19 protein-coding genes and 1 tRNA gene are annotated in these 21,508 nt (G+C 56.9%); 14 read left to right on the top strand and 6 right to left on the bottom strand.

All coding sequences use genetic code 11. The annotated features are described in order from the left end of the window. Positions 1 to 6 precede the first annotated feature (6 nt). The gene (locus tag OS190_RS14650) at positions 7 to 1,332 is read left to right on the top strand and encodes an aspartate aminotransferase family protein (RefSeq protein WP_267159465.1); all 1,326 of its coding nucleotides are present in this window, start codon (positions 7 to 9) and stop codon (positions 1,330 to 1,332) included. A 161-nt stretch (positions 1,333 to 1,493) separates the two neighbouring features. Here the strand turns inward: OS190_RS14650 and OS190_RS14645 are convergent, their stop codons facing one another. The 3 genes from OS190_RS14645 to OS190_RS14635 all read right to left on the bottom strand — a co-directional run bounded on the left by OS190_RS14645 (position 1,494) and on the right by OS190_RS14635 (position 5,042). Next, on the bottom strand, positions 1,494 to 3,116 hold the full coding sequence (locus OS190_RS14645) for a thiamine pyrophosphate-binding protein (RefSeq protein ID WP_267159464.1): 1,623 nt from the start codon (positions 3,114 to 3,116) through the stop codon (positions 1,494 to 1,496). Positions 3,117 to 3,411: 295 nt separating this feature from the next. Beyond that, complete coding sequence (locus tag OS190_RS14640; protein ID WP_267159463.1) at positions 3,412 to 4,653, bottom strand: PAS domain-containing protein; 1,242 nt, start codon at positions 4,651 to 4,653, stop codon at positions 3,412 to 3,414. A 305-nt stretch (positions 4,654 to 4,958) separates the two neighbouring features. Beyond that, positions 4,959 to 5,042, bottom strand: a tRNA-Leu gene (locus OS190_RS14635). A 143-nt stretch (positions 5,043 to 5,185) separates the two neighbouring features. Here OS190_RS14635 and OS190_RS14630 point away from each other — a divergent pair. Beyond that, the gene (locus OS190_RS14630) at positions 5,186 to 5,707 is read left to right on the top strand and encodes a Hint domain-containing protein (protein WP_267159462.1); all 522 of its coding nucleotides are present in this window, start codon (positions 5,186 to 5,188) and stop codon (positions 5,705 to 5,707) included. Positions 5,708 to 5,718: 11 nt separating this feature from the next. Here OS190_RS14630 and OS190_RS14625 read toward each other — a convergent pair whose 3' ends face one another. Then, entirely contained in the window at positions 5,719 to 7,377 is a 1,659-nt protein-coding gene (locus OS190_RS14625) for an NAD(P)H-hydrate dehydratase (RefSeq protein WP_267159461.1), read from the bottom strand. Positions 7,378 to 7,551: 174 nt separating this feature from the next. On the opposite strand from OS190_RS14625, the gene OS190_RS14620 reads away from it, so the two are divergent. The 7 genes from OS190_RS14620 to OS190_RS14590 all read left to right on the top strand — a co-directional run bounded on the left by OS190_RS14620 (position 7,552) and on the right by OS190_RS14590 (position 14,245). Continuing rightward, complete coding sequence (locus OS190_RS14620; protein ID WP_267159460.1) at positions 7,552 to 7,890, top strand: P-II family nitrogen regulator; 339 nt, start codon at positions 7,552 to 7,554, stop codon at positions 7,888 to 7,890. 38 nt (positions 7,891 to 7,928) lie between these two features. Further along, complete coding sequence (gene glnA / locus OS190_RS14615; protein WP_267159459.1) at positions 7,929 to 9,335, top strand: type I glutamate--ammonia ligase; 1,407 nt, start codon at positions 7,929 to 7,931, stop codon at positions 9,333 to 9,335. 174 nt (positions 9,336 to 9,509) lie between these two features. Continuing rightward, positions 9,510 to 9,737, top strand: coding sequence for a hypothetical protein (locus tag OS190_RS14610; RefSeq protein WP_267159458.1), 228 nt, complete (start codon positions 9,510 to 9,512; stop codon positions 9,735 to 9,737). 100 nt (positions 9,738 to 9,837) lie between these two features. Continuing rightward, on the top strand, positions 9,838 to 10,641 hold the full coding sequence (locus OS190_RS14605; protein WP_267159457.1) for a lytic murein transglycosylase: 804 nt from the start codon (positions 9,838 to 9,840) through the stop codon (positions 10,639 to 10,641). Between the two features lie 213 nt (positions 10,642 to 10,854). Beyond that, entirely contained in the window at positions 10,855 to 11,286 is a 432-nt protein-coding gene (locus OS190_RS14600; protein ID WP_267159456.1) for a glyoxalase superfamily protein, read from the top strand. Between the two features lie 128 nt (positions 11,287 to 11,414). Further along, positions 11,415 to 12,776: a dimethylsulfonioproprionate lyase DddP gene (gene dddP, locus OS190_RS14595; RefSeq protein WP_267159455.1), complete on the top strand. Its 1,362-nt coding sequence runs from the start codon at positions 11,415 to 11,417 to the stop codon at positions 12,774 to 12,776. Positions 12,777 to 13,297: 521 nt separating this feature from the next. After that, positions 13,298 to 14,245 (top strand): LysM peptidoglycan-binding domain-containing protein, encoded by a 948-nt coding sequence (locus OS190_RS14590; protein WP_267159454.1) that lies wholly within the window; start codon positions 13,298 to 13,300, stop codon positions 14,243 to 14,245. Positions 14,246 to 14,329: 84 nt separating this feature from the next. Here the strand turns inward: OS190_RS14590 and OS190_RS14585 are convergent, their stop codons facing one another. Continuing rightward, positions 14,330 to 15,484, bottom strand: a complete 1,155-nt coding sequence (locus tag OS190_RS14585; protein ID WP_267159453.1) for a trans-sulfuration enzyme family protein — start codon at positions 15,482 to 15,484, stop codon at positions 14,330 to 14,332. A gap of 198 nt (positions 15,485 to 15,682) precedes the next feature. Between OS190_RS14585 and OS190_RS14580 the strand changes: the two genes are divergently transcribed. The 5 genes from OS190_RS14580 to OS190_RS14560 all read left to right on the top strand — a co-directional run bounded on the left by OS190_RS14580 (position 15,683) and on the right by OS190_RS14560 (position 20,625). Continuing rightward, positions 15,683 to 16,897, top strand: coding sequence for a bifunctional alpha/beta hydrolase/OsmC family protein (locus tag OS190_RS14580; protein ID WP_267159452.1), 1,215 nt, complete (start codon positions 15,683 to 15,685; stop codon positions 16,895 to 16,897). A 202-nt stretch (positions 16,898 to 17,099) separates the two neighbouring features. Beyond that, a complete protein-coding gene (gene purB / locus OS190_RS14575) occupies positions 17,100 to 18,404 on the top strand; it encodes an adenylosuccinate lyase (RefSeq protein ID WP_267159451.1) in 1,305 nt (434 codons plus the stop codon). 110 nt (positions 18,405 to 18,514) lie between these two features. Continuing rightward, positions 18,515 to 18,676, top strand: a complete 162-nt coding sequence (locus OS190_RS14570; protein ID WP_267159450.1) for a hypothetical protein — start codon at positions 18,515 to 18,517, stop codon at positions 18,674 to 18,676. A 175-nt stretch (positions 18,677 to 18,851) separates the two neighbouring features. Beyond that, on the top strand, positions 18,852 to 19,379 hold the full coding sequence (locus tag OS190_RS14565) for a tetratricopeptide repeat protein (RefSeq protein ID WP_267159449.1): 528 nt from the start codon (positions 18,852 to 18,854) through the stop codon (positions 19,377 to 19,379). Positions 19,380 to 19,716: 337 nt separating this feature from the next. Beyond that, complete coding sequence (locus tag OS190_RS14560; protein ID WP_267159448.1) at positions 19,717 to 20,625, top strand: lysophospholipid acyltransferase family protein; 909 nt, start codon at positions 19,717 to 19,719, stop codon at positions 20,623 to 20,625. Between the two features lie 23 nt (positions 20,626 to 20,648). Here OS190_RS14560 and OS190_RS14555 read toward each other — a convergent pair whose 3' ends face one another. Further along, a complete protein-coding gene (locus tag OS190_RS14555) occupies positions 20,649 to 21,347 on the bottom strand; it encodes a DUF1223 domain-containing protein (protein ID WP_267159447.1) in 699 nt (232 codons plus the stop codon). Positions 21,348 to 21,508: the final 161 nt, after the last annotated feature.

Genomic DNA, 21,508 nt, shown 5'->3' with positions numbered 1-21,508 from the left:
GCAACCATGTCCCATATTTTTCCGCGCCATACCAAACAGTTACCCCCTGTCGCACAGCGCGGTGAGGGGTGTTATCTTTATGACACGACCGGCAAGCAATACCTTGATGCCTCGGGCGGGGCGGCTGTGTCCTGTCTTGGCCATGGCGATCAAACGATCATCGACGCGGTCAAGGCGCAGCTTGACACGCTCGCCTATGCGCATACGGGTTTCCTGACGTCCGAACCGGCTGAAACCCTGGCGGATTTGCTGATCGCTCATGCGCCCGGTGATCTGGACCGGGTTTACCTTGTTTCCGGCGGTTCGGAGGCAATGGAAGCTGCATTGAAACTGGCGCGACAGTATTTCGTCGAAAAAGGCGAGACCAAACGCGGACGCCTGATTGCGCGCAAGCAAAGCTATCATGGAAACACCATGGGAGCGCTATCCGCTGGCGGCAACGCCTGGAGACGCGCGCAATTCGGTCCTTTGCTGATCGACATGAGCCATATCGACCCCTGTTACGAATATCGGTTGAAACAGGAGGGTGAAACCGCCGAGGCTTATGGATTGCGGTCAGCAAACCTGCTTGAACAGGAAATACTGCGGGTCGGTCCAGAAAATGTCATGGCCTTTGTCGCTGAACCTGTGGTGGGCGCCACCTCTGGTGCCGTGGCGGCGGTGCCGGGATATTTCAAGCGCATTCGCGAGATCTGCGACCGCTTCGGGATCCTGTTGATTCTGGACGAGGTCATGTGCGGCATGGGGCGTACCGGAACGCTGTTTGCCTGTGAACAAGATGGCGTCGCTCCTGACATTTTGTGCATCGCCAAAGGATTAGGTGCTGGATACCAACCTATCGGAGCCATGTTGTGCAGCGACGAGGTCTACCGCACCATCGAAAACGGCAGCGGATTCTTTCAACACGGGCACACCTATCTTGGCCATCCTGCGGCCGCGGCTGCGGGAGTTGCGGTTGTGAATGCGCTGTTGGACCGCAACCTGATTCCGCGCGTGGCGACACAAGGAGCCAAGCTGATGGCAGCACTACAGGCACAGTTTGGCCAGCATCCGAATGTTGGCGATATACGTGGACGCGGGTTGTTTCAGGGGATCGAGCTGGTTGCAGACCGTGACAGCAAAGAACCTTTTGATCCCTCGCGCAAGATCGCAGGCAAAATCAAGGCCGCAGCTTTCGATGCCGGCATGATCTGCTATCCGATGAGCGGCACAATCGACGGTCAACGCGGGGATCATGTGCTGCTGGCACCGCCATTTATCATCACCGACGATCAGATCGACGAATTGATTCAAAAACTGGCCGGTGCCATTGAAACCGCCTTGCACAAATAGCGGATACAAACCGGGGTAGCCGAAGGCGCCGCCTTCGGCCAACCGCATGCTACCTGCGGCGGTGCCGGCGGATCTTCGGGTACCAACCCATCCTCTACCGCCCACCGACGCTGCCTGTTGGGGCGTGCTGAAAGCGACAAGGATCAGACCGCTGCCGAACCTTAGATGCGCATACGCGGAACGTCGTTGGGGTCCAATCGAAGCTCGATCAGGAAGGGTCCCTTGCGGGCCTCGAGAGCCTCGATCGCTGTTTCAAGCTCTTCCTTGGAATGTACCGCAACTCCAGTGCCACCAAGTGAATTGGCAATCTCAGCAAAAGACGGCCAGTGGAACTCTGTCAGGCTCGGATCCATTTTCCGGTCGATGAACTGGATATGCTCCGCGCCATAAGCTGAATCGTTTGCCACAACAACGATCAGGTCAAGACCGAGGCGCACAGCGGTATTGAATTCATTGATCCCACCCATCATGAATCCGCCATCACCGGTAAACAGAACCACCGGACGGTCAAGGGCAGCAATCCCAGCCCCCACTGCTTCCTGCAGGCCCAGTCCGATCGCACCAAAGTTCACCGTGCCGACAAAACTCTGTGGATTAGGAGCCGAAATGCGGCACCAGACTTCGGTCATGAAGCGCCCGCCGTCGGTCACCAGCACGCGGTCTTGTGGCAGGGCTTCTTCCAGGCGTTCCAGTGCATATACATAGTTTACGAACCCCGGTGATTTCTTCTCCGGCTCTGCCGGGTGGGTGGTAAGGGTGGGCACGTCTAATTCTTGGGTAAAGCCACTTGCGGGCACTTCTGCTTCGTCCAGCCAGTACAGAATTGTTTCTGCCGTCAGTCCCGCGTCGGCGACAAGTGCTGCATCCGGATGCAGGCTGCCTCCGATGGCTGTGGGTTCGACATCGACCTGCACGATCCGCTTGTTTTTCATCAATTTGCCACGGTCCGTCGTAAAGTCATGCAGCGCGGCCCCAAAACAGACAATGCAATCAGCCCGGGCAATCAGATCATAGGCTGCAGGCGTGGAAAGAGTTCCGAAAATATCAATGTTGTAAGGGTGTTCATTAAACAGCCCTTTCGCTTTCAATGTTGTGGCAAGCGGTGCTTCCAACCGGTCAGCAAGCCGGATCAATTGATCCCGCGCGGCGACGGCCCCGCCACCTGCCAGAATCAAAGGGCGGCGGGCAGAGGCGATCATACCGATAGCATTGTCCAGAATTTCACCCTGGGCGACCCCGCCGGGTGCTGTAAACACATCCAGAACTTGGGTTTGATGGTCCATCTCTTCCCACATGAAATCTGCGGGCATGTTCAGAACAATCGGGCGACGTTCGACGCGGGCGCGATAAAAACTGCGTGCGACATCTTTTGCGGCCGTTTCCGGAGAGCGGAGTTGTTCGAAGCCTGCGCCCGTCACTTTGACCAATTCACGCTGATCAATGCTTTGCAAATGGCGCGGATTGTCCACCGGCGTATCCCCGGCGAGAATGACCAGCGGAATATGGCCGCGTGCACCTTCGGTCAATGCAGTGATACAATTGGTAAGAGCCGGGCCATGGGTCACGGTTGCGACCCCCACTTTGCCGGACACATGGGCATAGGCCAATGCCATCAGCACCGAACTGCCCTCATGCGCAGCAGGCACAAAACGGCCTCCGCATTCGCGCACGAAGCTGTCCACCATAAACAAGTTCGCATCGCCCATGAGGCCAAATATCGTATCAACCCCATGTTCGTGTGTCGCACGGGCGATTGATTGATAAACATGCAGTGGGTTGCTCATTGGTTTTACCTTTGTTGACGGTTTCCGCTCTGAGTATCTGACAAGCCTTGCACAAAGATCGCAAATTTGTCGAGGAATGGCGCGAAATTGCGGTGCTTTGCAAAATAGCGGACTTGGGGTGCGGCAAACCCGCATGACATCACACAATGCACCCTGCTGCCCTTTGACTGGCATCTGGCAGGCGGTTTGACCGGATACGCGGCAGGGCGCATGACAAACCGCATTAGCTGTGCAACGGGCCGGACAACAGAGGCGGGCGCGCCCCTCTTCCTTGTCGGCTCCCGCCCTGACGCTGTTAAGATTGGCAGATCTGCCGCGGCTCTGTCTGCTGGCCATCCTTGTTGATGCTGTCTGCCGCGTTAACGATATCGGCAGTAGTTCTTTCGATACGCGAAATCACCTCCAGAAGCTCGCTTTCCGATGACATCAACTGGGTTTCGACCTCGTCCAGGCCCACCGTGCTATTTTGCAGGGTCGATTTTTCAATCGTGCACATGATGCGCGACATCTGCAAACCCATCACTGCCCGCCGTAAACTTTTGCACAAGCGCCACAGTTTCTTCGATCTGTTGGTGGCTTCGGTGGCAGTGGTTCTGGCCTGATCCTTGTATTGGTTCGAAATCAGCTCCAGCAGCCGCATATCTTCCCGACGGCGTTGGGCGTTCACTGTTTCTTCAAAAGAGAACTGTTGGACAACCTCTGCCATCAAAACAGCGACGCCTGAAGTGAACTGCGCCTCGCGCAGGGGGCGGGTGCCCATATGCGCAGCCTTGTGCAGGTCAAGAACCTGTCGTTCGACATCCTGAGCGATTGTCGTGAGATTACCTGAAATGACACCAATTGGCCCGTTGTTCCCCTCCATCCTGCGCGCTTGCAACTGCATGTTATGCGGAATCTGCCTTGTGCGTTCAAATAGGTGGGCGACAATCTGTGCATCCCTGGCGATCGCATTGACAGCCCCCTCAATGTCGCGCAATGCAACCAGCCTCGGTATCCTTGGACGTTCAAGTCGCCGGGCGCGCAGGGTCATTTCCTCACCCAATGCAGCAATCATGAAATGTTGGTAATCGGTCGCACCGAATTCTCTTGTCGCCGCCACCAGCGCTGCCTCGCTTTGCTCCAGCGTGGTCTCACCCTTGTCCTCTGCCGCACGCAATTGCGCGTAGATCTCTTTGATCCGCGCCAACCATTCCGTACCTGGTTTGAGGCGAATAGAAAGATATCCGTCTTCAACCGGGATGACGATGGCATAAACCCAATAGCATTGCTTGTCTTTCGCCTGATTGACAATATAGGCCCCTATGGGAGTGCCCGATTGGATGCTTTGCCATATCAGTTTAAAAACAGCCCGCGGCATCAAGGGGTGTCGGACAACCCGGTGTGGTGCCCCGATCAATTCGTCCCAGTCCATAAAGGCCACGTGACGAAGGACCTCATTGGCGGAACAAATGACACCGCGCTTGTCCGTCCGCGAAAAGAAAAGGTCCTTAAGTTGGAAACGGTCGGTTTCCTTTGCACAGAGCAGGGAGTCGGCCAAAGTAATCCTCCTGACCCGGCCAGTTTCGCTTAGAATAGATTGCTACCCGGTTAACCTGAACAAATGCGCCCGAGGTTGCTCTGGCAAATGCGGTCACTGACGTCTGCACCCAGGAAAATACGCCCCAATTGTTTCGCAAGGTCGTCTGCTGTTCAAAACCGCGATCACAGAGCAAAGACCCAAGCCAGGAACATCCCTGGACGGCACCACGCGCCACACAGGGACGCGGCAGTGGAACGGGATGTCCGCGAAAGCGGTCACTCCCCCCGTCAGCACGTTATTTTTAAGGCATTTATCCTGAAAAATGGTGCGGGTGAAGGGACTCGAACCCCCACGCCAAAGGCGCCAGAACCTAAATCTGGTGCGTCTACCAATTCCGCCACACCCGCACGAGCTGCCCTGAAACCGGGCAACACCGGCTCATTAACAAAGTGTTTCTGCTTTTGCGAGGCTAAAAAAGAGCAAGACATTAACAAGATGTTGTCATATAGTTTGGATAACCAGAGCAGGTTACAAAAAGAAAGATACGCCCATGGAACCGAAAACGGTCGGGCGCGTAGACGGCAATGATCGTCATGCGGGCCAATTTACCCCCTATGCGATCCTGGATACAGGATTGATCAAAGGTGCGATGCTGCTGACACTTGATGGTGAGATGCCGGTTGAGTTTTTGTCAGTCGGTGACAAGCTGATTACACGTGACACCGGCATTTCCAAGGTGTTGCACATTCAACGCACCACGCGTGAAGTGCATACTGTGGCGCTTTCTGCCGGGTCTCTGGGACATACGCGACCTGAACGTGATGCGCTTCTGGCGGGTGATCAAATGGTACTGATCCGTGATTGGCGCGCGCGTGCGATGTTCAATTCCGAACGCGCATTGGTGGCAGCGCGCACCCTGGTGGATGGCGAATTCATCACCGACCTGGGGATGCAGGAAACCACGCTCTATCAGATCTTCTGTGACGGCCCCCATATCCTGTATTGTGACGGTCTCGAACTCAGCACGGCAGATGGCGCACGTGCACGCGGCGCGGTTCTGCACGCGGCCTGAACCGCCTGACGTCATAGCCCGAGAGCGCGAAACACCTTTGGAATTTCTTCGGGCAAATCTTCGGCCGTCAGGCCGGGTCCAAAGCTGCGTGCCAATTCTACATGCAGATAGGCGGCAAGTTCCGCCACATTGAATAGGTCACCGCTGGTATGCGCAGCGGCAAGGCCCGCGATCAAACCAGCCAACACATCCCCTGCCCCCGCCGTCGCCAGCCATGGCGCAGTGCGTTCATAGGCCGCCGCATGAATCGATGCACCTCCGCCCGGTTCCGCGATGACCGTATCCACCCCTTTGAGCAAGACAAGACAGCCTGCCCGTTCCGCAGCCAGGCGCACCGCATCGAGTTTGGACATGTCCCCACGCGCGGAGGTGCCGAGATCAGGGAAAAGCCGCGCAAATTCGCCGTCATGAGGCGTCAGGATCGTCCGCGCGTGGGTCTGCGCAAAAAGCGTTTCCGGGTCCTGCGCAAAACTAGTCAGGGCATCCGCATCCAGCACCACTACCGGGTCGCGCCAATCGCGCTCACTTGCTCGGCGTGTCAACGTTTCCAGGACAAGCGCACGTGTTCGCGCCGACACGCCCATCCCCGGTCCCAAGCAAAAACTGTTTACTCGGTCATCTGCCACCTCATGCAGCGGCTGATCCGGTTTCAAGGCCCGCAACATGATCGCAGTCAACTGGCAGGCGTTCTCGATCAAGGCCGCAGGCGGGCAGATCACAGTGACCAGCCCGGCGCCCGCACGCAGGGCCGCACGCGCAGCGAGGCGCGCTGCACCCCCGCGCCCGACTCCGCCTGCGAAAACCGCAACATGGCCGAAATCGTATTTGTGTCCCGCTACACCGGGTTTCCCCATCACCGCCCCGAGCCACATTTTTGGACGAAGAGGTTGTCCCATGAACACAGGTTCAACAAGGCGCGCGCGTTCGGCATCCGGTGGCTGGCCGACCATGCACCGCTCCTGCGCATCGGTTTGCAATCCGATGTCCACCACCGCCAACTTGCCACAGAGTGTCGGACCAAGCCCCAGATAATGCCCCGGTTTTGGGCTATGAAAGGTAACGGTCAGATCCGCCGCATTTAAATAGGCAGGCCAGACTGTGTCGGTTGCTGCTAAAGCCTGTAAATCCGTCGGGATCATCCCGTTATCCAGATTAAGGCCCGACGGGCAATCCACCGCCACCCGTCTGATCTTATGCCTCTCTTTCCAGACGTGCATGGCCTTGACATCAAGCGCCTGCGCCAACCCATCCGATAGCGGGCGCGTCAGGCCAATGCCAAAAACCGCATCAAGGATCACATCGGGACGCGCACCGTTGACGACCGCCTCTACGGTCAGTGGGGCAATTTCGACCATCGCGCTGCATTTGCCATGCATGATCCGCGCTTCCGCCGAACGTTTCGGCCTGTCGCCTGCAAAATGCACCCGGACGTTCCACCCTGCTTCCCCCAGCAGTCGCGCGATTACAAAACCATCACCACCATTGTTTCCCGGCCCGCAGAACACCACCGCTGTATGTCCTCTTTGCGACAATTCGGGCCATTCGGCCATCATTGCCTCGATCACGCCCTGCCCCGCACGCTCCATCAATGCCAGCCCGCTGACCGCACTGCTCTCTATCGCTGCTTTTTCAAGGGCGTGCATCTGGTGTGCGGTCAAGAGTTCTGTCATTTCAGCCTCGCTCGGATTCAGTTGTGCATATTTTTTAATCGTTTCGCACAAAAAACGGGCGGGACACCCGGATTCCCTGGAAACGCCGCGCCCAACCTATCCCCATTTATGGATTCCCTGCGGACAAAATGAAATGAACCCACGAAGCCACAGCAACTTTCGGAGGGTCACACCATGAAAAAGATCGAAGCGATCATCAAGCCGTTCAAACTGGATGAGGTCAAAGAGGCCCTTCAGGAAGTTGGTGTTCAGGGACTCTCGGTCATCGAAGTCAAAGGATTTGGCCGCCAAAAAGGCCACACCGAGCTATACCGTGGTGCCGAATATGTTGTCGATTTTCTGCCCAAGGTAAAAGTAGAGGTTGTGCTGGACGATGACCAGGTCGATGCCGCCATCGAAGCCATCGTCGATGCCGCCAAGACCGAAAAGATCGGCGACGGCAAGATCTTTGTTTCTCCCGTCGAACAAACCATTCGTATCCGTACCGGCGAAACCGGTTCGGACGCGCTCTAAAACTCTCCCTTTCCTATTCACAAGAAGGAACCTCCCAGATGAGCATCCAGGATTTTCTCAAACGTATCAAAGACGAAGACATTGAATATGTCGACATCCGCTTCACCGATCCACGGGGCAAGCTGCAACATGTGACAGTGGTAAACGACTTGGTTGACGAAGATTTTCTCGAGGAGGGTTTCATGTTTGATGGCTCTTCCATCGCCGGTTGGAAATCGATCGAAGCCTCCGATATGAAACTGATGCCGGACGTGTCCAGCGCCTATATCGATCCCTTCTACGCAGAGAAGACCATCTGCGTTCATTGCTCTGTTGTTGAGCCCGACACGAACGAGCCCTACGACCGTGACCCCCGTGGCACGGCGGAAAAGGCAGAGGCATATCTCAAGTCCTCGGGAATTGGTGATATATCCTACTTTGGCCCCGAAGCGGAGTTTTTTCTCTTTGACGATGTGCGGTTCTCCAACACTATCAACAAGGTATCCTACGAAGTTGACGCAACAGATGCCTCATGGAACTCCGATACCGAGTACGAGATGGGCAACATGGGTCACCGCCCCGGCCTCAAGGGTGGCTATTTTCCGGTGAACCCGACCGACGAAGCCCACGATTTGCGCGCCGAAATGCTCTCGACCATGAAACGGCTGGGAATGAAAGTCGACAAACACCACCACGAAGTTGCCTCTTGCCAGCATGAGTTAGGGCTCATCTTTGGATCCCTGACCGAGCAAGCGGACGAGATTCAGAAATACAAATATGTGATCCACAATGTGGCCCATGCCTACGGCAAATCGGCGACATTCATGCCGAAACCGATCTATGGTGATAACGGGTCCGGCATGCACGTAAACATGTCGATCTGGAAAGACGGCAAGCCATTGTTTGCTGGTGATAAATATGCTGATCTGTCACAGGAAGCGCTGTGGTTTATCGGTGGCATCCTTGACCACGCCAAGGCGCTTAATGCCTTCACCAATCCTTCAACCAACAGCTACAAGCGGTTGATCCCAGGTTTCGAAGCACCGGTTCTGCGTGCCTATTCCGCCCGTAACCGGTCAGGCTGCGTCCGTATCCCGTGGACGGAATCGCCCAAGGCCAAGCGTGTCGAGGCCCGGTTCCCCGATCCGGCGGCCAACCCTTATCTGTGCTTTGCGGCGCTGTTGATGGCCGGTCTGGACGGTATCAAGAACAAGATCGACCCTGGTGAGGCGATGGACAAGAACCTCTATGATCTGCCTGCAGAAGAACTTGCCGGTATCCCGACTGTTTGCGGATCCCTGCGCGAGGCACTTGAAGAATTACAAAGCGACATGGATTTCCTGCTGGCCGGTGATGTATTCACCCGCGATCAGGTCGAAGGCTATATCGAGCTGAAGATGGAAGAAGTGCACAAGTACGAACACACGCCGCATCCGGTTGAATTCGGCATGTACTATAGCTGCTGAACCGACCTTGTGATCCAAGACAAGGGCGTCCTGCGAGGCGCCCTTGTTGTCGTTTACCGCCAAAGAGTGAGGGATCTCGGTCTTGTGATACTGCCCAGACATCGCCCGGTGACTGCCCCACTTTAGCCGCGAACCCTGCCTAGACCTTCATACCAGAAGCGAAAGGAGTCAGTCATGGCGATTTCACAAACAACATTTGAAGAACGCCTGGCGCGTATCAACAATGCGCAAACGGGTGGCGTCGCCGCCAAGATCAGCGGCAAAAAACAACGTCGCCCGCTGCGTGCACGCTGTCTGACATTTCCATTCTTCGTCGGTCTTGGAATCCTGACAGGCGGCGCGGCCTATGCCTTTGTCTCCAGCCAGCAGGAAATTCAGTGGGTCATCGCCCTCGCTGGCTGACCCAATCCCCATTCACGGACAAATCTGTCGCGCTGTTCCCCGTTGAACCCAGCGCAAACCTCGGTAAGCTGCGATGAACAGTTTTTACAGAGGGTATCACATGCGTAACTTTCGGACCTTTCTACTTTTCGGCCTGACCAGCGCCGTTCTTGCCGCCCCCGTTGCGGCGGCGCAATGTGGTAACAACGCCAGTGGCTTTGGCCATTGGAAAGCCGCTTTTGCTGCCGAAGCCAAAGCCGCAGGTGTCGGCCAACGCGGACTTCAGGCGTTAGCCAATGCCCAATATGCAACCGGCACAATACAGGCGGATCGCAACCAGAAATCCTTCAAATATTCCCTTTCAAAGTTCATGCAGGTGCGCGGCGCTGATACGATCGTCAGCCAGGGTCGCAAACGCAAAGGGCAGAATGCTGGCTTTTATCAATCGCTTGAACAGCGTTACGGTGTGCCTGCGGGAGTGATCCTTGCCATTCACGGGATGGAAACCGGTTTTGGCGGCTTTATGGGGAAAAGCCAGGTCGTTTCAGCGATCACCACCCTCGCCTATGATTGCCGTCGTTCTGCATTCTTTGTCCCCCATGCGGTCGGTGCTCTGAAACTGGTTGATCAGGGCGCGATCACCAATGCTACCAAAGGGGCAAAGCATGGCGAACTCGGCCATACCCAGTTTCTTCCGGGCAATGCATTGAAATACGGGGTCGATGCGGATGGCAACGGGCGCGTTGATTTCTACAATCAGGCGGATGCGCTGGCTTCGACTGCGAATTTTCTGCGCCAGAAGGGGTGGAAGCCGGGCAAAGGCTATCAAGAAGGCCAGCCAAATTTCAATGTCATCAAACAGTGGAATGCGGCGACGGTGTACCAACAGGCGATCGCGATCATGGGTGCCCGCATCGACGGCTGACATCTCCTTGCGTGACAAAATTGCCCCTGCCCGGTTCAAGTTGCGGCAGGGGTTGCGCGGCTTCACCCGTCTTCCTATATGCTGCGCCCAAGGGTCAGGCCCCTGCCGTCCGCATTCCGGTGAAGTCCTGTAGAATGATACCAAACTCTCAATCTCGCTGATTGGCAGGCAACGCGGACCCCTTTCTTTCATCTGCGAGCAGGAGTGTTTGACATGACGACCAACCAAATTCCCTCCCGTGACGTGCTCAAGGCACAGGCAAAACGCCTGCGCGGCGATCTGAAGGAACGGGGCCAGACAATGAGCCATGCTCAAGCGCTGGAAACTGTCGCCCATCAATGGGGGGCCCGTGACTGGAACACACTGAGCGCCAGGGCAACGGCCTCGCCGCTTGGCTGGGCACCCGGACAACGGGTTTCGGGCCGCTATCTGGGTCATCCCTTTACCGGCGAAGTGAAAGGCGCGCGCCAGTCATCCAACGGATTCTGGTCTTTGACCCTGCGCTTTGATGCGGCAATCGACGTTGTGACATCTACGCAATTCAGTGCATTTCGAAGACAGGTCAACACGACCGTAAACACCGAAGGAATGTCACCGCAGAAAACGTCGGACGGACAACCCCACATGGTGCTGCGCCAAGCCTGACACATCCGAGGTCGCCGTGCGACGGCGACCTCACTTCGCCTAAAACGACATTGCAATGCGTCGCTCTGTAACATTCACAACTTGGAAAATCGGGCAGGCTGGTGATCAGTCAGATCACGAGGTCCATCATGAACCCGCATTACAGCAATATCCGCAAGATCGACCCCGACAAGGGAAGCCATCTGCCCGACGGGACGCCCAATGACGCCAATAGGGTCGAGATCGGCCCCACGTTGCTGGCCTTTCGCGAATGGGAAGCGGCGGGATTGGCTCTTCCCAACCTTGACGCCATGCGCCGCTACCGCTGGAAACGGTTGACAGAACACGTTGTGGATCGCGGGCTCGGCGGGCTGTTGATGTTCGACCCGCTCAACATCCGTTATGCCACCGACAGCACCAATATGCAGTTGTGGAATACCCATAATCCGTTTCGTGCGGTGCTGCTCTGTGCCGATGGTTATATGGTGATCTGGGATTACAAGAATTCCCCTTTCCTCAGCAAATTCAACCCGTTGGTGCGTGAACAACGGTCAGGAGCGGATCTTTTCTACTTTGACCGCGGCGACAAGGTGGATGTCGCGGCCGATGTCTTTGGCAACGAGGTGCGCCAGTTGATCAATGAACATGCCGGCAGCATCAAACGCCTAGCCGTGGACAAGATCATGCTGAACGGATTACGCGCGCTAGAGGCGCAAGGCTTCGAAATCGTGGATGGTGAGGAAGTCACGGAGAAAAGCCGCTCTGTCAAAGGCCCGGATGAAATACTGGCGATGCGCTGTGCCAGCCATGCTTGCGAAACCGCGATTGGCAAGATGGAGCGTTTCGCCCGAAACGAGGTGCCAAAGGGGCAGACAAGCGAAGACGACATATGGGCGATCATGCATGCCGAAAACATCAAACGCGGTGGCGAATGGATCGAAACGCGTCTGTTAACCTCAGGGCCACGCACCAATCCCTGGTTTCAGGAATGTGGACCGCGTATCGTTCAGAACAACGAAATCGTCGCCTTTGACACGGATCTGGTCGGCAGCTACGGCATTTGCGTCGATATTTCACGCACCTGGTGGCTGGGGGATGAAAAACCCCGCCCTGATATGGTCTATGCCATGCAGCATGCCGTGGAACATATTCAGACCAACATGGAAATGTTGAAACCCGGTGTGATGATCCCCGAACTGAGCGCAGGCACACATGTTTTGGACGCGCAGTTTCAGGCAGGTAAATACGGATGTCTCATGCATGGTGTCGGCCTGTGTGATGAATGGCCACTGGTGGCCTATCCGGATCAGGCCGTTGCCGGTGCATATGATTACCCCTTGCAGGCCGGGATGGTTTTATGCGTCGAAGCCCTGGTGCAGCCGGAAGGCGGCGATTTTGCAATCAAATTGGAAGATCAGGTCCTGGTGACAGAAGACGGTTTCGAGAACCTGACCACCTATGAATACGATCCTGTCTTGCTTGGCCGCACCGGACCCAAGATGCGACCATAGGTAGAATGGGCCATTGCCGCCAAAAATACTTTGACCCGCGTTATCGGGAGTCTGTATAAGGCCGAGATACCACAAATACATAAAATCAGCGCTTTAGACGCTATATGTGGTAGAAATAACCAGGGGGAAAATGAAAACTTTGCATATAATCGCAACTTTAACCTGTAAATCCAATGCAATTGACGCCCGTAGGGCATGACGATTCGTCAGTCGTTTGGCGGTAACAAACGATTCGCTAGGACAGTGGCGCATAACAGCGAAACAAATTTGAAGGCTGTGATCTGCTACCTGCCCTGCCTCAGCGTGCGGGTCGGGTAAATAGTGCAATCCGCAAGCCCAAATCGACACCGCTGCGCCCGGTCGCAAGATCTGGTCGCTCGACACCGCAAGAAAAATTCAGACTGCCCTTCACGAGCAACGGGCAAGTTCCAAGACATTAACGTAAGAAAGAGGTTCATTGAAAAATGCGTAGCTATCAGGCCAAAGCGCCCTCAGATAGAAGTGATCGACCAGGTCTGTTTGTGCTCCTCACCGTAGGCAGTGGCGCATTTGCAATCGGGATTGCCCTGGCTGTTGGCTATGTCAAATGGGACTCACAACAACAGCAATTGGCACTGATGACCCAACTTGTCGAAGGGATGGCACAACGTCCCGTTTCCCAACCGCGTGAAAATGACACCGTAACACGCGACCAAAAAGCTGATCTTCTGGAACTCCGTCCCAGCCCCCCCGCCCAGACAGATCCGATTGGGCAAACCGCCTTGGTGCCGGTTCCAATCCCCAAATTCCCTGCAACCGCCGGACGATCCACGGTAGACAAGTTGCGCGCCCTTGTATCGGCCAGGCCGGGCGCTGTCCCTGCCCCTGTTCCCGCGGTAATGGCCGGAAAGGACAAAACCGCGGTCGCCACGCTGAACCGTCTAAAAACATTTGCCGCCATTCAGGAAGCTGTGCAGGAACTGGCCGATCTCGTTGTTGCCGGGACATATGATATTCGCACAAACAACAAGGACTCAACCCTCCCAGGGCGCATCCGCTTGACCTTTGTTGGCCGCGAAAATGATCAGATCGAACTGGAGCGTTTGCTGTCCAGCGCCGCGGGCGAGGGTATCGTTACGCACAGCAAGGCCGTGGTCAACGCGGACGGCACCGTGAACGGAAATATCCTGCTGTTCGATCTGCTTGAACGTGTCATGCTCGACGGCAACGACAAAGAAAAGGCCGCAGCGGCAAGGTTCAAACGCGAAACCGTCGCCATGCTGGCCCAGGGCATCAGCGGCACTCCGGCGGCCACGACTTTGGGCGCGCGTTTCTATACGGTTGAGTCCGGCGACAGCCTTGCCTACATCGCATTGCAATTTTACGGCAACACCAACGGATATACCCGCATATTCGAGGCAAACCGAAGCAAGTTGCAATCCCCGGACAAGATACAGGTCGGCCAGCGTCTGGTGATCCCAAAGGCATAGCTTTTCAAACCGACAGGGTGCGGGCCTTGGCCCGCCAGTCGCTCTGGGGCAAAGGCAGCAGCCGGCAATGGCGGGCGGTCTGTCTTACTGCCCCAGCGCCTGTGCCAGATCCATTTTCAAGTCCTCCACATCTTCAATCCCGACAGACAAGCGCAACAAACCCTCCGGAATACCTGTGTGCGGCTCGATGGTGAATCGATGTTCGACAAGGCTTTCCACGCCACCCAGTGATGTGGCGCGATGAAACAATTGTAACCGCCCTGCGGCGCGCAAGGCTGCCGTGCTGCCGTCACGCACCACAAAGGACAGCAAGCAACCGAAGCCGCCGGTCATTTGTCGTGCTGCAACGTCGTGCCCCGGATGCGCGGACAATCCAGGATACATCACGGTCTCGACCTGGGGATGATCCGAGAGATATTGAGCCAGCGTCATCGCACTGCGCGACATTTCCCGTATACGCAGTGGCAATGTGCGCATACCCCGCGTCAACAGCCAGGCCTCCATCGGAGCCAATACCGCCCCCGCCATATTACGATCGGTGCGGATCATCTCCCACATCTCGCTGCCCGCGTCCGCAACGGATAGGGATCCGGCCAGAACGTCGGAATGACCGTTGATCCCTTTGGTAGCGGAATGCATGACAATATCCGCACCATGGGCCAGCGGCTGGCTCAGCACCGGTGTTGCAGCGGTGCCGTCAACCACCAGTTTCGCCCCTACGCCATGCGCAATATCGGCCGCAGCGGCAATCTCGGTGATACGCAACCACGGGTTCGACGGGGTTTCGACCCAGACCAGCGCCGGGCGCAGACTGGCGCATGCCGCAGCCAGCGGCTCCGGATCAGAGGCTTCGACCTCCTGCAGGGTGATATGGCGTCGTGCACAGAAATCGCGGATCCATGCGGTTGTCCCCCAATAGATCTGACGCTGCACCAATACGCTGGCACCGTTCGGTATGCTACGAAACACGGCCGCCACAGCCGCCATGCCAGAGGGAAACAACAAGGTCTCCGCCGCCCCCTCTAGCGCAGACAGCAACCGTTCGGCGATCCGGGTATTTTCATTGTGCGACCGCAGGTAGATATTTTCAGAGTTCATCGGCGCGTAATCCGCATCGCGCACAAAGGTCGTCGCCATGTGAATTGCCGGGACAACGCCACCGGTTTCCGTGTCAATCGCACCTGCGGCCTGGGCGGCAATCGTGGCTGGGTGCAACTCTGGTTTAGGGGGATGGGTCATCTGGATTTCCTCGCGCTCTGGCCTGCCTGTTGCTACACTTGCCTCTGGGCACAGGCAATCTCGTTATCATCGCCTGTCCTCCCCTGCCGCCGGGGTGAATTGCACCGGGTTTGCGTCACGCCCGCGTGAGCCTCCCGTCACAGAGCTTGCACAGCGACACCACCTGCCCCACTCTTGATACAGTCAAAGGAGCCAGCCATGGTCACAGAGCACATCACCTTTCCCGGACATGACGGCACCACACTGGCCGCAGGGCTCGATCTGCCGGAGGGGCCTCACCTGGCCACCGCCCTCTTTGCCCATTGCTTCACCTGCGGCAAGGATATCCTCGCCGCCCGCCGCATCTCTGCGCGTCTGGCCGGTATGGGCATCGCGGTCTTGCGTTTTGATTTCACTGGCCTTGGCCACTCGGAGGGCGAATTCGCGCAAACCTCCCTTACCTCCAACGTCGAAGATCTGCTTGCGGGTTGTCGCTATCTCAATGACAAGGGCATGCCGCCCGCGCTGCTGATCGGGCATTCTCTGGGTGGTGCAGCGGTTCTCAAGGCGACAAGCCAGTTGGACCAGATCAAGGCCGTCGCCACCCTGGGGGCTCCCTTTGATCCGGAACATGTTACCGGCAATTTCGCCGATGCCCTGACCGAAATCAAAGCCAAAGGCAGCGCCGAAGTCTGCCTTGGCGGGCGTCCCATCAAAATCGGCCAGCGACTCATTGACGATCTTGCAAAGGGCGACATGGCCACCACCATTGGCACGCTGAAGGCGGCGTTGCTGGTACTGCATGCCCCGCTGGACAATATCGTGGGCATTGAAAATGCCGGTCAGATCTTTGACGCGGCCAAACACCCAAAAAGCTTTGTGACACTAGATGATTCCGATCATCTCATTACCCGCGCCGCAGATGCGGAATATGCAGCAGATGTCATTGCCACCTGGGCCAGGCGCTATGTCAAACTGACACCTCCCGCCCCGCCGCCCGGTGCACCCGAAGGGATCGTGCGGGTATCCGAAGCCGACAAGTCCGGCTTCCTGCAGGACGTGAATGCCGGCCCCGCACATCATGTACGCGCCGACGAACCTCTGGCCTATGGCGGCACCAACCGCGGCATGTCCCCCTATGGTTTCCTCTCCGCAGGCCTTGGTGCATGTACCTCGATGACCATCCGCATGTATGCCCGTCGCAAAGGCTGGCCGCTGGAGCATGTCAGCGTCGACGTGAGCCACGACAAGGTCCATGCACAGGATGCGCAAACCGGCCACGGGGACAAGATCGACCAATGGCACAGGCGCATCAAACTGACCGGCGACCTCAGTCCGGAACAACGCGATCGCCTGCTGGAAATCGCCGACAAATGCCCGGTTCATCGCTCCCTTGAACGCGCCTCCAAAGTGGTGAGCGAAATCGTCACCTGACACCGACCGGCTTTCTTTTTGGCCGTAAATACCGCGGGGGGATCGGCCGCAGGCCGATCGGGGCAGCGCCCCTCCCGCGGCCGTGGCCGGGTGCCGGGACTGCGATTCTGGCAATGGACAATCTCCTGCGACCTTGTCCTCACAGCCGCATCGGTCTATGCCGCGCCTGATCCCGACAACAGCCACAAAAGGTGCGCCGCAGATGATTCTCCGCTATTCCCGTCCCGAAATGGTCTCAATCTGGTCCGCCGCGACCAAGTTCCGTATCTGGTACGAGATCGAAGCGCATGCCTGTGACGCCATGGCCGACATCGGCGTGATCCCCCGCGAAAATGCAGAAGCCGTCTGGAAAGCCCGGGATGTCGAATTCGACGTCGCCCGCATTGACGAGATCGAAGCCGTGACAAAACACGACGTCATCGCCTTTCTCACCCATCTCGCCGAACATGTCGGTGCCGACGAAGCCCGTTTTGTGCATCAGGGCATGACCAGTTCGGATGTGCTGGACACCTGTTTCAATGTCCAATTGACCCGTGCCGCCGACCTGCTGATCGCGGATGTCGAAGCTTTGCTGGCCGCCCTGAAACGGCGCGCGCTTGAACACAAGGACACCATTCGCATCGGGCGCAGCCATGGGATCCATGCGGAACCCACCACCATGGGACTGACCTTTGCGCGCTTTTATGCCGAAATGGACCGCAACCTCGCGCGTCTTCGCGTCGCCCGCGACGAGATTGCCACCGGGGCCATCTCTGGCGCAGTCGGCACATTTGCAAATATCGACCCCTCGATCGAGGAACACGTCTGCGCGCAACTGGGGTTGAAGCCGGAACCGATCTCGACCCAGGTGATCCCGCGCGATCGTCATGCTGCCTTCTTTGCCTGCCTTGGCGTTGTCGGTTCTTCCATTGAAAACATCGCCACTGAAATACGCCACATGCAACGCACCGAGGTGCTGGAGGCAGAGGAATTCTTCTCCGCTGGTCAAAAAGGTTCCAGCGCGATGCCCCACAAACGCAACCCCGTCCTGACCGAAAACCTCACCGGTTTGGCGCGTCTGGTACGCATGGCCGTAATCCCCGCAATGGAGAATGTCACCCTCTGGCACGAGCGCGACATTTCACACAGCTCGGTAGAGCGCAATATCGGGCCGGATACCACCGTAACTCTGGATTTCGCCCTTGCCCGGCTGACCGGCGTGATCGACAAACTGGTGATCTACCCCGACAATATGCTGGCGAATATGAACAAGTTCCGCGGGCTTGTGATGTCACAACGCGTGTTGCTGGCCCTCACGCAAGCCGGGGTTAGCCGCGAGGACAGTTACAAGCTGGTGCAGCGCAATGCCATGAAGGTCTGGGAAAAAGGTGCGGATTTCAAAACCGAACTGCTTGCGGATCCCGAGGTGCTTGAATCGCTGAGCGCGGAAGAGATCGAAGAGAAATTCGACCTTGGGTATCACACCAAACACGTGGACACGATTTTCGCTCGCGTATTCGGCGATTGATTGCCCGCCCGGGGGGCTGACTGCCTGCCGTCAGTCCTGCCACCACGCCCAGGGTTTGAAATTTTGTAAAAAATCATGTAGGGTCCAGCAATTCACAAAGGAGATTGACCATGACCATCAAGACCCTTGTTGCCGCCCTGATCCTGACCACCGCGCCCGCGCTGGCTTTTGCAGAGGGATGCAACTACAGCAAGCAAAAACAGGCCATGTCATGTGCCGCTGGCACAACCTATGACTCGGTGTCAAATTCCTGTTTGCCTGTCAGCACCTAACCACCTTTTTTGTTCGATTGAGACAAAGCGTGGGCCGGTTTCGGTCCGCGCTTTTACATTTATTTCAAAAACCAATGCACGATTTCACAAATGCGTGGCTTTCTTGAAAACCTGTGCCCCTTTCAGGGGCAATAGGATTAGACTGCGACACAGTAACGGCCAAAAGGAAACTGTCATGAAACAACTTATTCTCGCCACCACCCTCGTCCTGCCATTTGCCGCAACGGGCGCATTGGCCGCGGGAGGTGGCGAAGAAACTGCCCCTGAAAAGCCAAAGTGCAAGACGGGCGAGATTTACGACAAAAAGACAAAGACCTGCGTTCAGGCAGAAGAAAGCAATCTGGATGTAGACAGCCTGTACGAGAATGTCCGCGAACTGGCCTATGCCGGGCGCTACGTTGATGCGCAGGTCGTATTGGCGCAAATGCCGGCACAGGATGATCGTACGCTGACATACCTTGGCTTTACCAATCGCAAGCTGGGCAAAATCGACGTCGCGATGGACTATTATGCCAAGGCGCTGCGGGTGAATCCCGCCAATGTCCTTGCGCGATCTTACATGGGACAAGGCCTGGTCGAGCAGGGAAAGATGCAAGAGGCCATGGCGCAGTTGCGCGAGATCCGTGCACAGGGCGGCAGTGGCACTTGGGCCGAGGCGTCACTGCGTACCGCGATTGCAACGGGCAAAACCTTTGATTATTGAGATCGCCACGGTTTGATCCCGTGACGCCAACCGGCTGCAAGACCACTACAGCGCGGCTGTTGCGAGATCGAACCACCTGAAACGCCTCCTGACGCCGCTGTCCGGCATTTCCGGCAGCGGCGTATTTCTGCGTAAGCACATTCTCACGTGATGTGTCGTCCGCCGCTGACAATACTCCCGCCGCGGGCAATGCCAGCCTCGCGGCGCTGGATGGCGCAATCAGGCAATCTATACTGGACCGGTTCAACCACAGGATGCCCGGGCGCGGTGAAGCTCACTTGTTGCGCGGACGACGTCAGGCTATGTCTGGCCCATTCGTCCCAAACAACAGAGCCTCATGTCAAACCAGACCACTTCCGACGACCCGCATGCACAGCCCGTTCAGCGGTTTTGGGACTTTCTCATCAATGCACTGATCGTCGGCATCATCCGGCTGGCCTTGGCGTTGCCCTATGCCACCCGCATCCGCTTTGTTGGTTGGCTGGTGGAACGTGTCATCGGGCCTGTCGCCGGCTACCGACGTCGGGCGTTGCAAAATCTGAGGATGATCTGGCCGGACATGTCGGGCGCCCGCCACGCTGAAATCGCCGGCAAATGCCTGAACAATCTGGGACGCAGTTTTATCGAAAACTACTCCGCACAGGATTTCCCCGCCCGCATGGCAGAAAACACGCCCACAGGTCCCGGTGCCCGTGCCCTGGAACAGGCCGTTCAGGACGGGCGCCCTGTCATCCTTGTCTCTGGGCATTTTGGGAATTACGAGGCGACACGCGCCACATTGGTGGCGCGGGGATATGACATCGGCGGCCTGTACCGGGATATGAAAAACCCATATTTCAACGCACATTATGTAAAGACGATGGAGGCTTTTGGCGGGCCGGTCTTCCCGCAGGGGCGCAAGGGAACCGCCGGTTTTGTACGCCACCTCAGGAAAGGTGGACAGTTGGTCTTGCTGTTCGATCAGCATGTGTTGTATGCGCCGATCCTCGATTTCATGGGCGAACCGGCGCGCACTGCGCTTTCCGCCGCTGAACTTGCCCTGCGGTATGATGCGTTGCTGATCCCTTTTTACGGCATTCGCCAGACAGACGGGCTGAGCTTTGAGGCCATTCTGGAAGCGCCCATTCCACATTCCGATCCGATGACCATGACCCAGGCCCTGAATGACAGCCTGTCAGAACGGATCAAGCAGACGCCGGAACAATGGTTCTGGGTACATCGCCGCTGGCGGGCTGACGAAGATTAATCTGACACGCCCGCGCTCTGCTTTTATCGCAGCCGTGCTGCGGCAACGATCGGGCCGCTCTTTTCTTCCTGCAGGATCACAACCACCGGCTTCTCCCCCGACAGAGGCACCGACATCGACAGGGGTGCGTGACCATCCCAGGTCCCCAGCACTTTCCAGCCCTCGACCACATTGGCATAATCCAGCGTCTTGCCACGGTTTTCGCCACGTTTGATCTGGGTCGTCTGGATCGGAGTATAGCGCAACATATGCACCGTCATCGGGCCGCCAACCGCCGCCAGGATGCGCGATTCAATCGTCAAGGTATCACCGCTCCGACCAAGGGTAATACTTACAGGCCGTGGCCGACGGGCATGATCCGCAATGGCCTCGGACAATTTCATTGGCTTTGCGCCTACGATGTCTGTTGCGCCGCCAACGATCATTTCAGGGGTATAGACCGATCGGCGTTTGCCCGCAGCCGCATAAGCCCGCTGACGGGTCGCATGGGCCGGATCGGCAAAGGGATCCTTCCACCCGATATAGTCCCAGTAATCTACATGCAGGGCCAATGCGATAACATCTTCCCGCGCCGCCAGTTCATGCAGGATCGCATCCGCGGGCGGGCAACTTGAACATCCCTGCGACGTGAACAGTTCGACAACCACTGGATTGTCTTGCGCGGCAACAGGCGAGGACAACGCAATTACAGCAGCGGCAAGGGCAGCAAAAAAATGTTTCATGTGATTCCGGTGTCAGAGCAAATATGTGTTCCCAAACCTAAACAGGCCAGTGCGAAATAACCAATCAAGGATTGTTGAGCCAAATGTAATCAGTTGTTGAAATTTGGCCGTTTTTTTGTATACCATGGTGTACAAAAATGCCGAAACCCCACGAATAGTGG

It is taken from the genome of Sulfitobacter sp. F26204, from assembly GCF_026410305.1.
Lineage (GTDB): Bacteria > Pseudomonadota > Alphaproteobacteria > Rhodobacterales > Rhodobacteraceae > Sulfitobacter.
This window is presented reverse-complemented; position numbering and strand designations above follow the sequence as displayed.

Coding starts and splice junctions, on each gene's coding strand:
- OS190_RS14650 (WP_267159465.1), top strand. CDS start 7: ATGTCCCATATTTTTCCGCGCCATACCAAACAGTTACCCCCTGTCGCA.
- OS190_RS14645 (WP_267159464.1), bottom strand. CDS start 3,116: ATGAGCAACCCACTGCATGTTTATCAATCAATCGCCCGTGCGACACAC.
- OS190_RS14630 (WP_267159462.1), top strand. CDS start 5,186: ATGGAACCGAAAACGGTCGGGCGCGTAGACGGCAATGATCGTCATGCG.
- OS190_RS14625 (WP_267159461.1), bottom strand. CDS start 7,377: ATGACAGAACTCTTGACCGCACACCAGATGCACGCCCTTGAAAAAGCA.
- OS190_RS14620 (WP_267159460.1), top strand. CDS start 7,552: ATGAAAAAGATCGAAGCGATCATCAAGCCGTTCAAACTGGATGAGGTC.
- glnA (WP_267159459.1), top strand. CDS start 7,929: ATGAGCATCCAGGATTTTCTCAAACGTATCAAAGACGAAGACATTGAA.
- OS190_RS14610 (WP_267159458.1), top strand. CDS start 9,510: ATGGCGATTTCACAAACAACATTTGAAGAACGCCTGGCGCGTATCAAC.
- OS190_RS14605 (WP_267159457.1), top strand. CDS start 9,838: ATGCGTAACTTTCGGACCTTTCTACTTTTCGGCCTGACCAGCGCCGTT.
- OS190_RS14600 (WP_267159456.1), top strand. CDS start 10,855: ATGACGACCAACCAAATTCCCTCCCGTGACGTGCTCAAGGCACAGGCA.
- dddP (WP_267159455.1), top strand. CDS start 11,415: ATGAACCCGCATTACAGCAATATCCGCAAGATCGACCCCGACAAGGGA.
- OS190_RS14585 (WP_267159453.1), bottom strand. CDS start 15,484: ATGACCCATCCCCCTAAACCAGAGTTGCACCCAGCCACGATTGCCGCC.
- OS190_RS14580 (WP_267159452.1), top strand. CDS start 15,683: ATGGTCACAGAGCACATCACCTTTCCCGGACATGACGGCACCACACTG.
- purB (WP_267159451.1), top strand. CDS start 17,100: ATGATTCTCCGCTATTCCCGTCCCGAAATGGTCTCAATCTGGTCCGCC.
- OS190_RS14570 (WP_267159450.1), top strand. CDS start 18,515: ATGACCATCAAGACCCTTGTTGCCGCCCTGATCCTGACCACCGCGCCC.
- OS190_RS14565 (WP_267159449.1), top strand. CDS start 18,852: ATGAAACAACTTATTCTCGCCACCACCCTCGTCCTGCCATTTGCCGCA.
- OS190_RS14560 (WP_267159448.1), top strand. CDS start 19,717: ATGTCAAACCAGACCACTTCCGACGACCCGCATGCACAGCCCGTTCAG.
- OS190_RS14555 (WP_267159447.1), bottom strand. CDS start 21,347: ATGAAACATTTTTTTGCTGCCCTTGCCGCTGCTGTAATTGCGTTGTCC.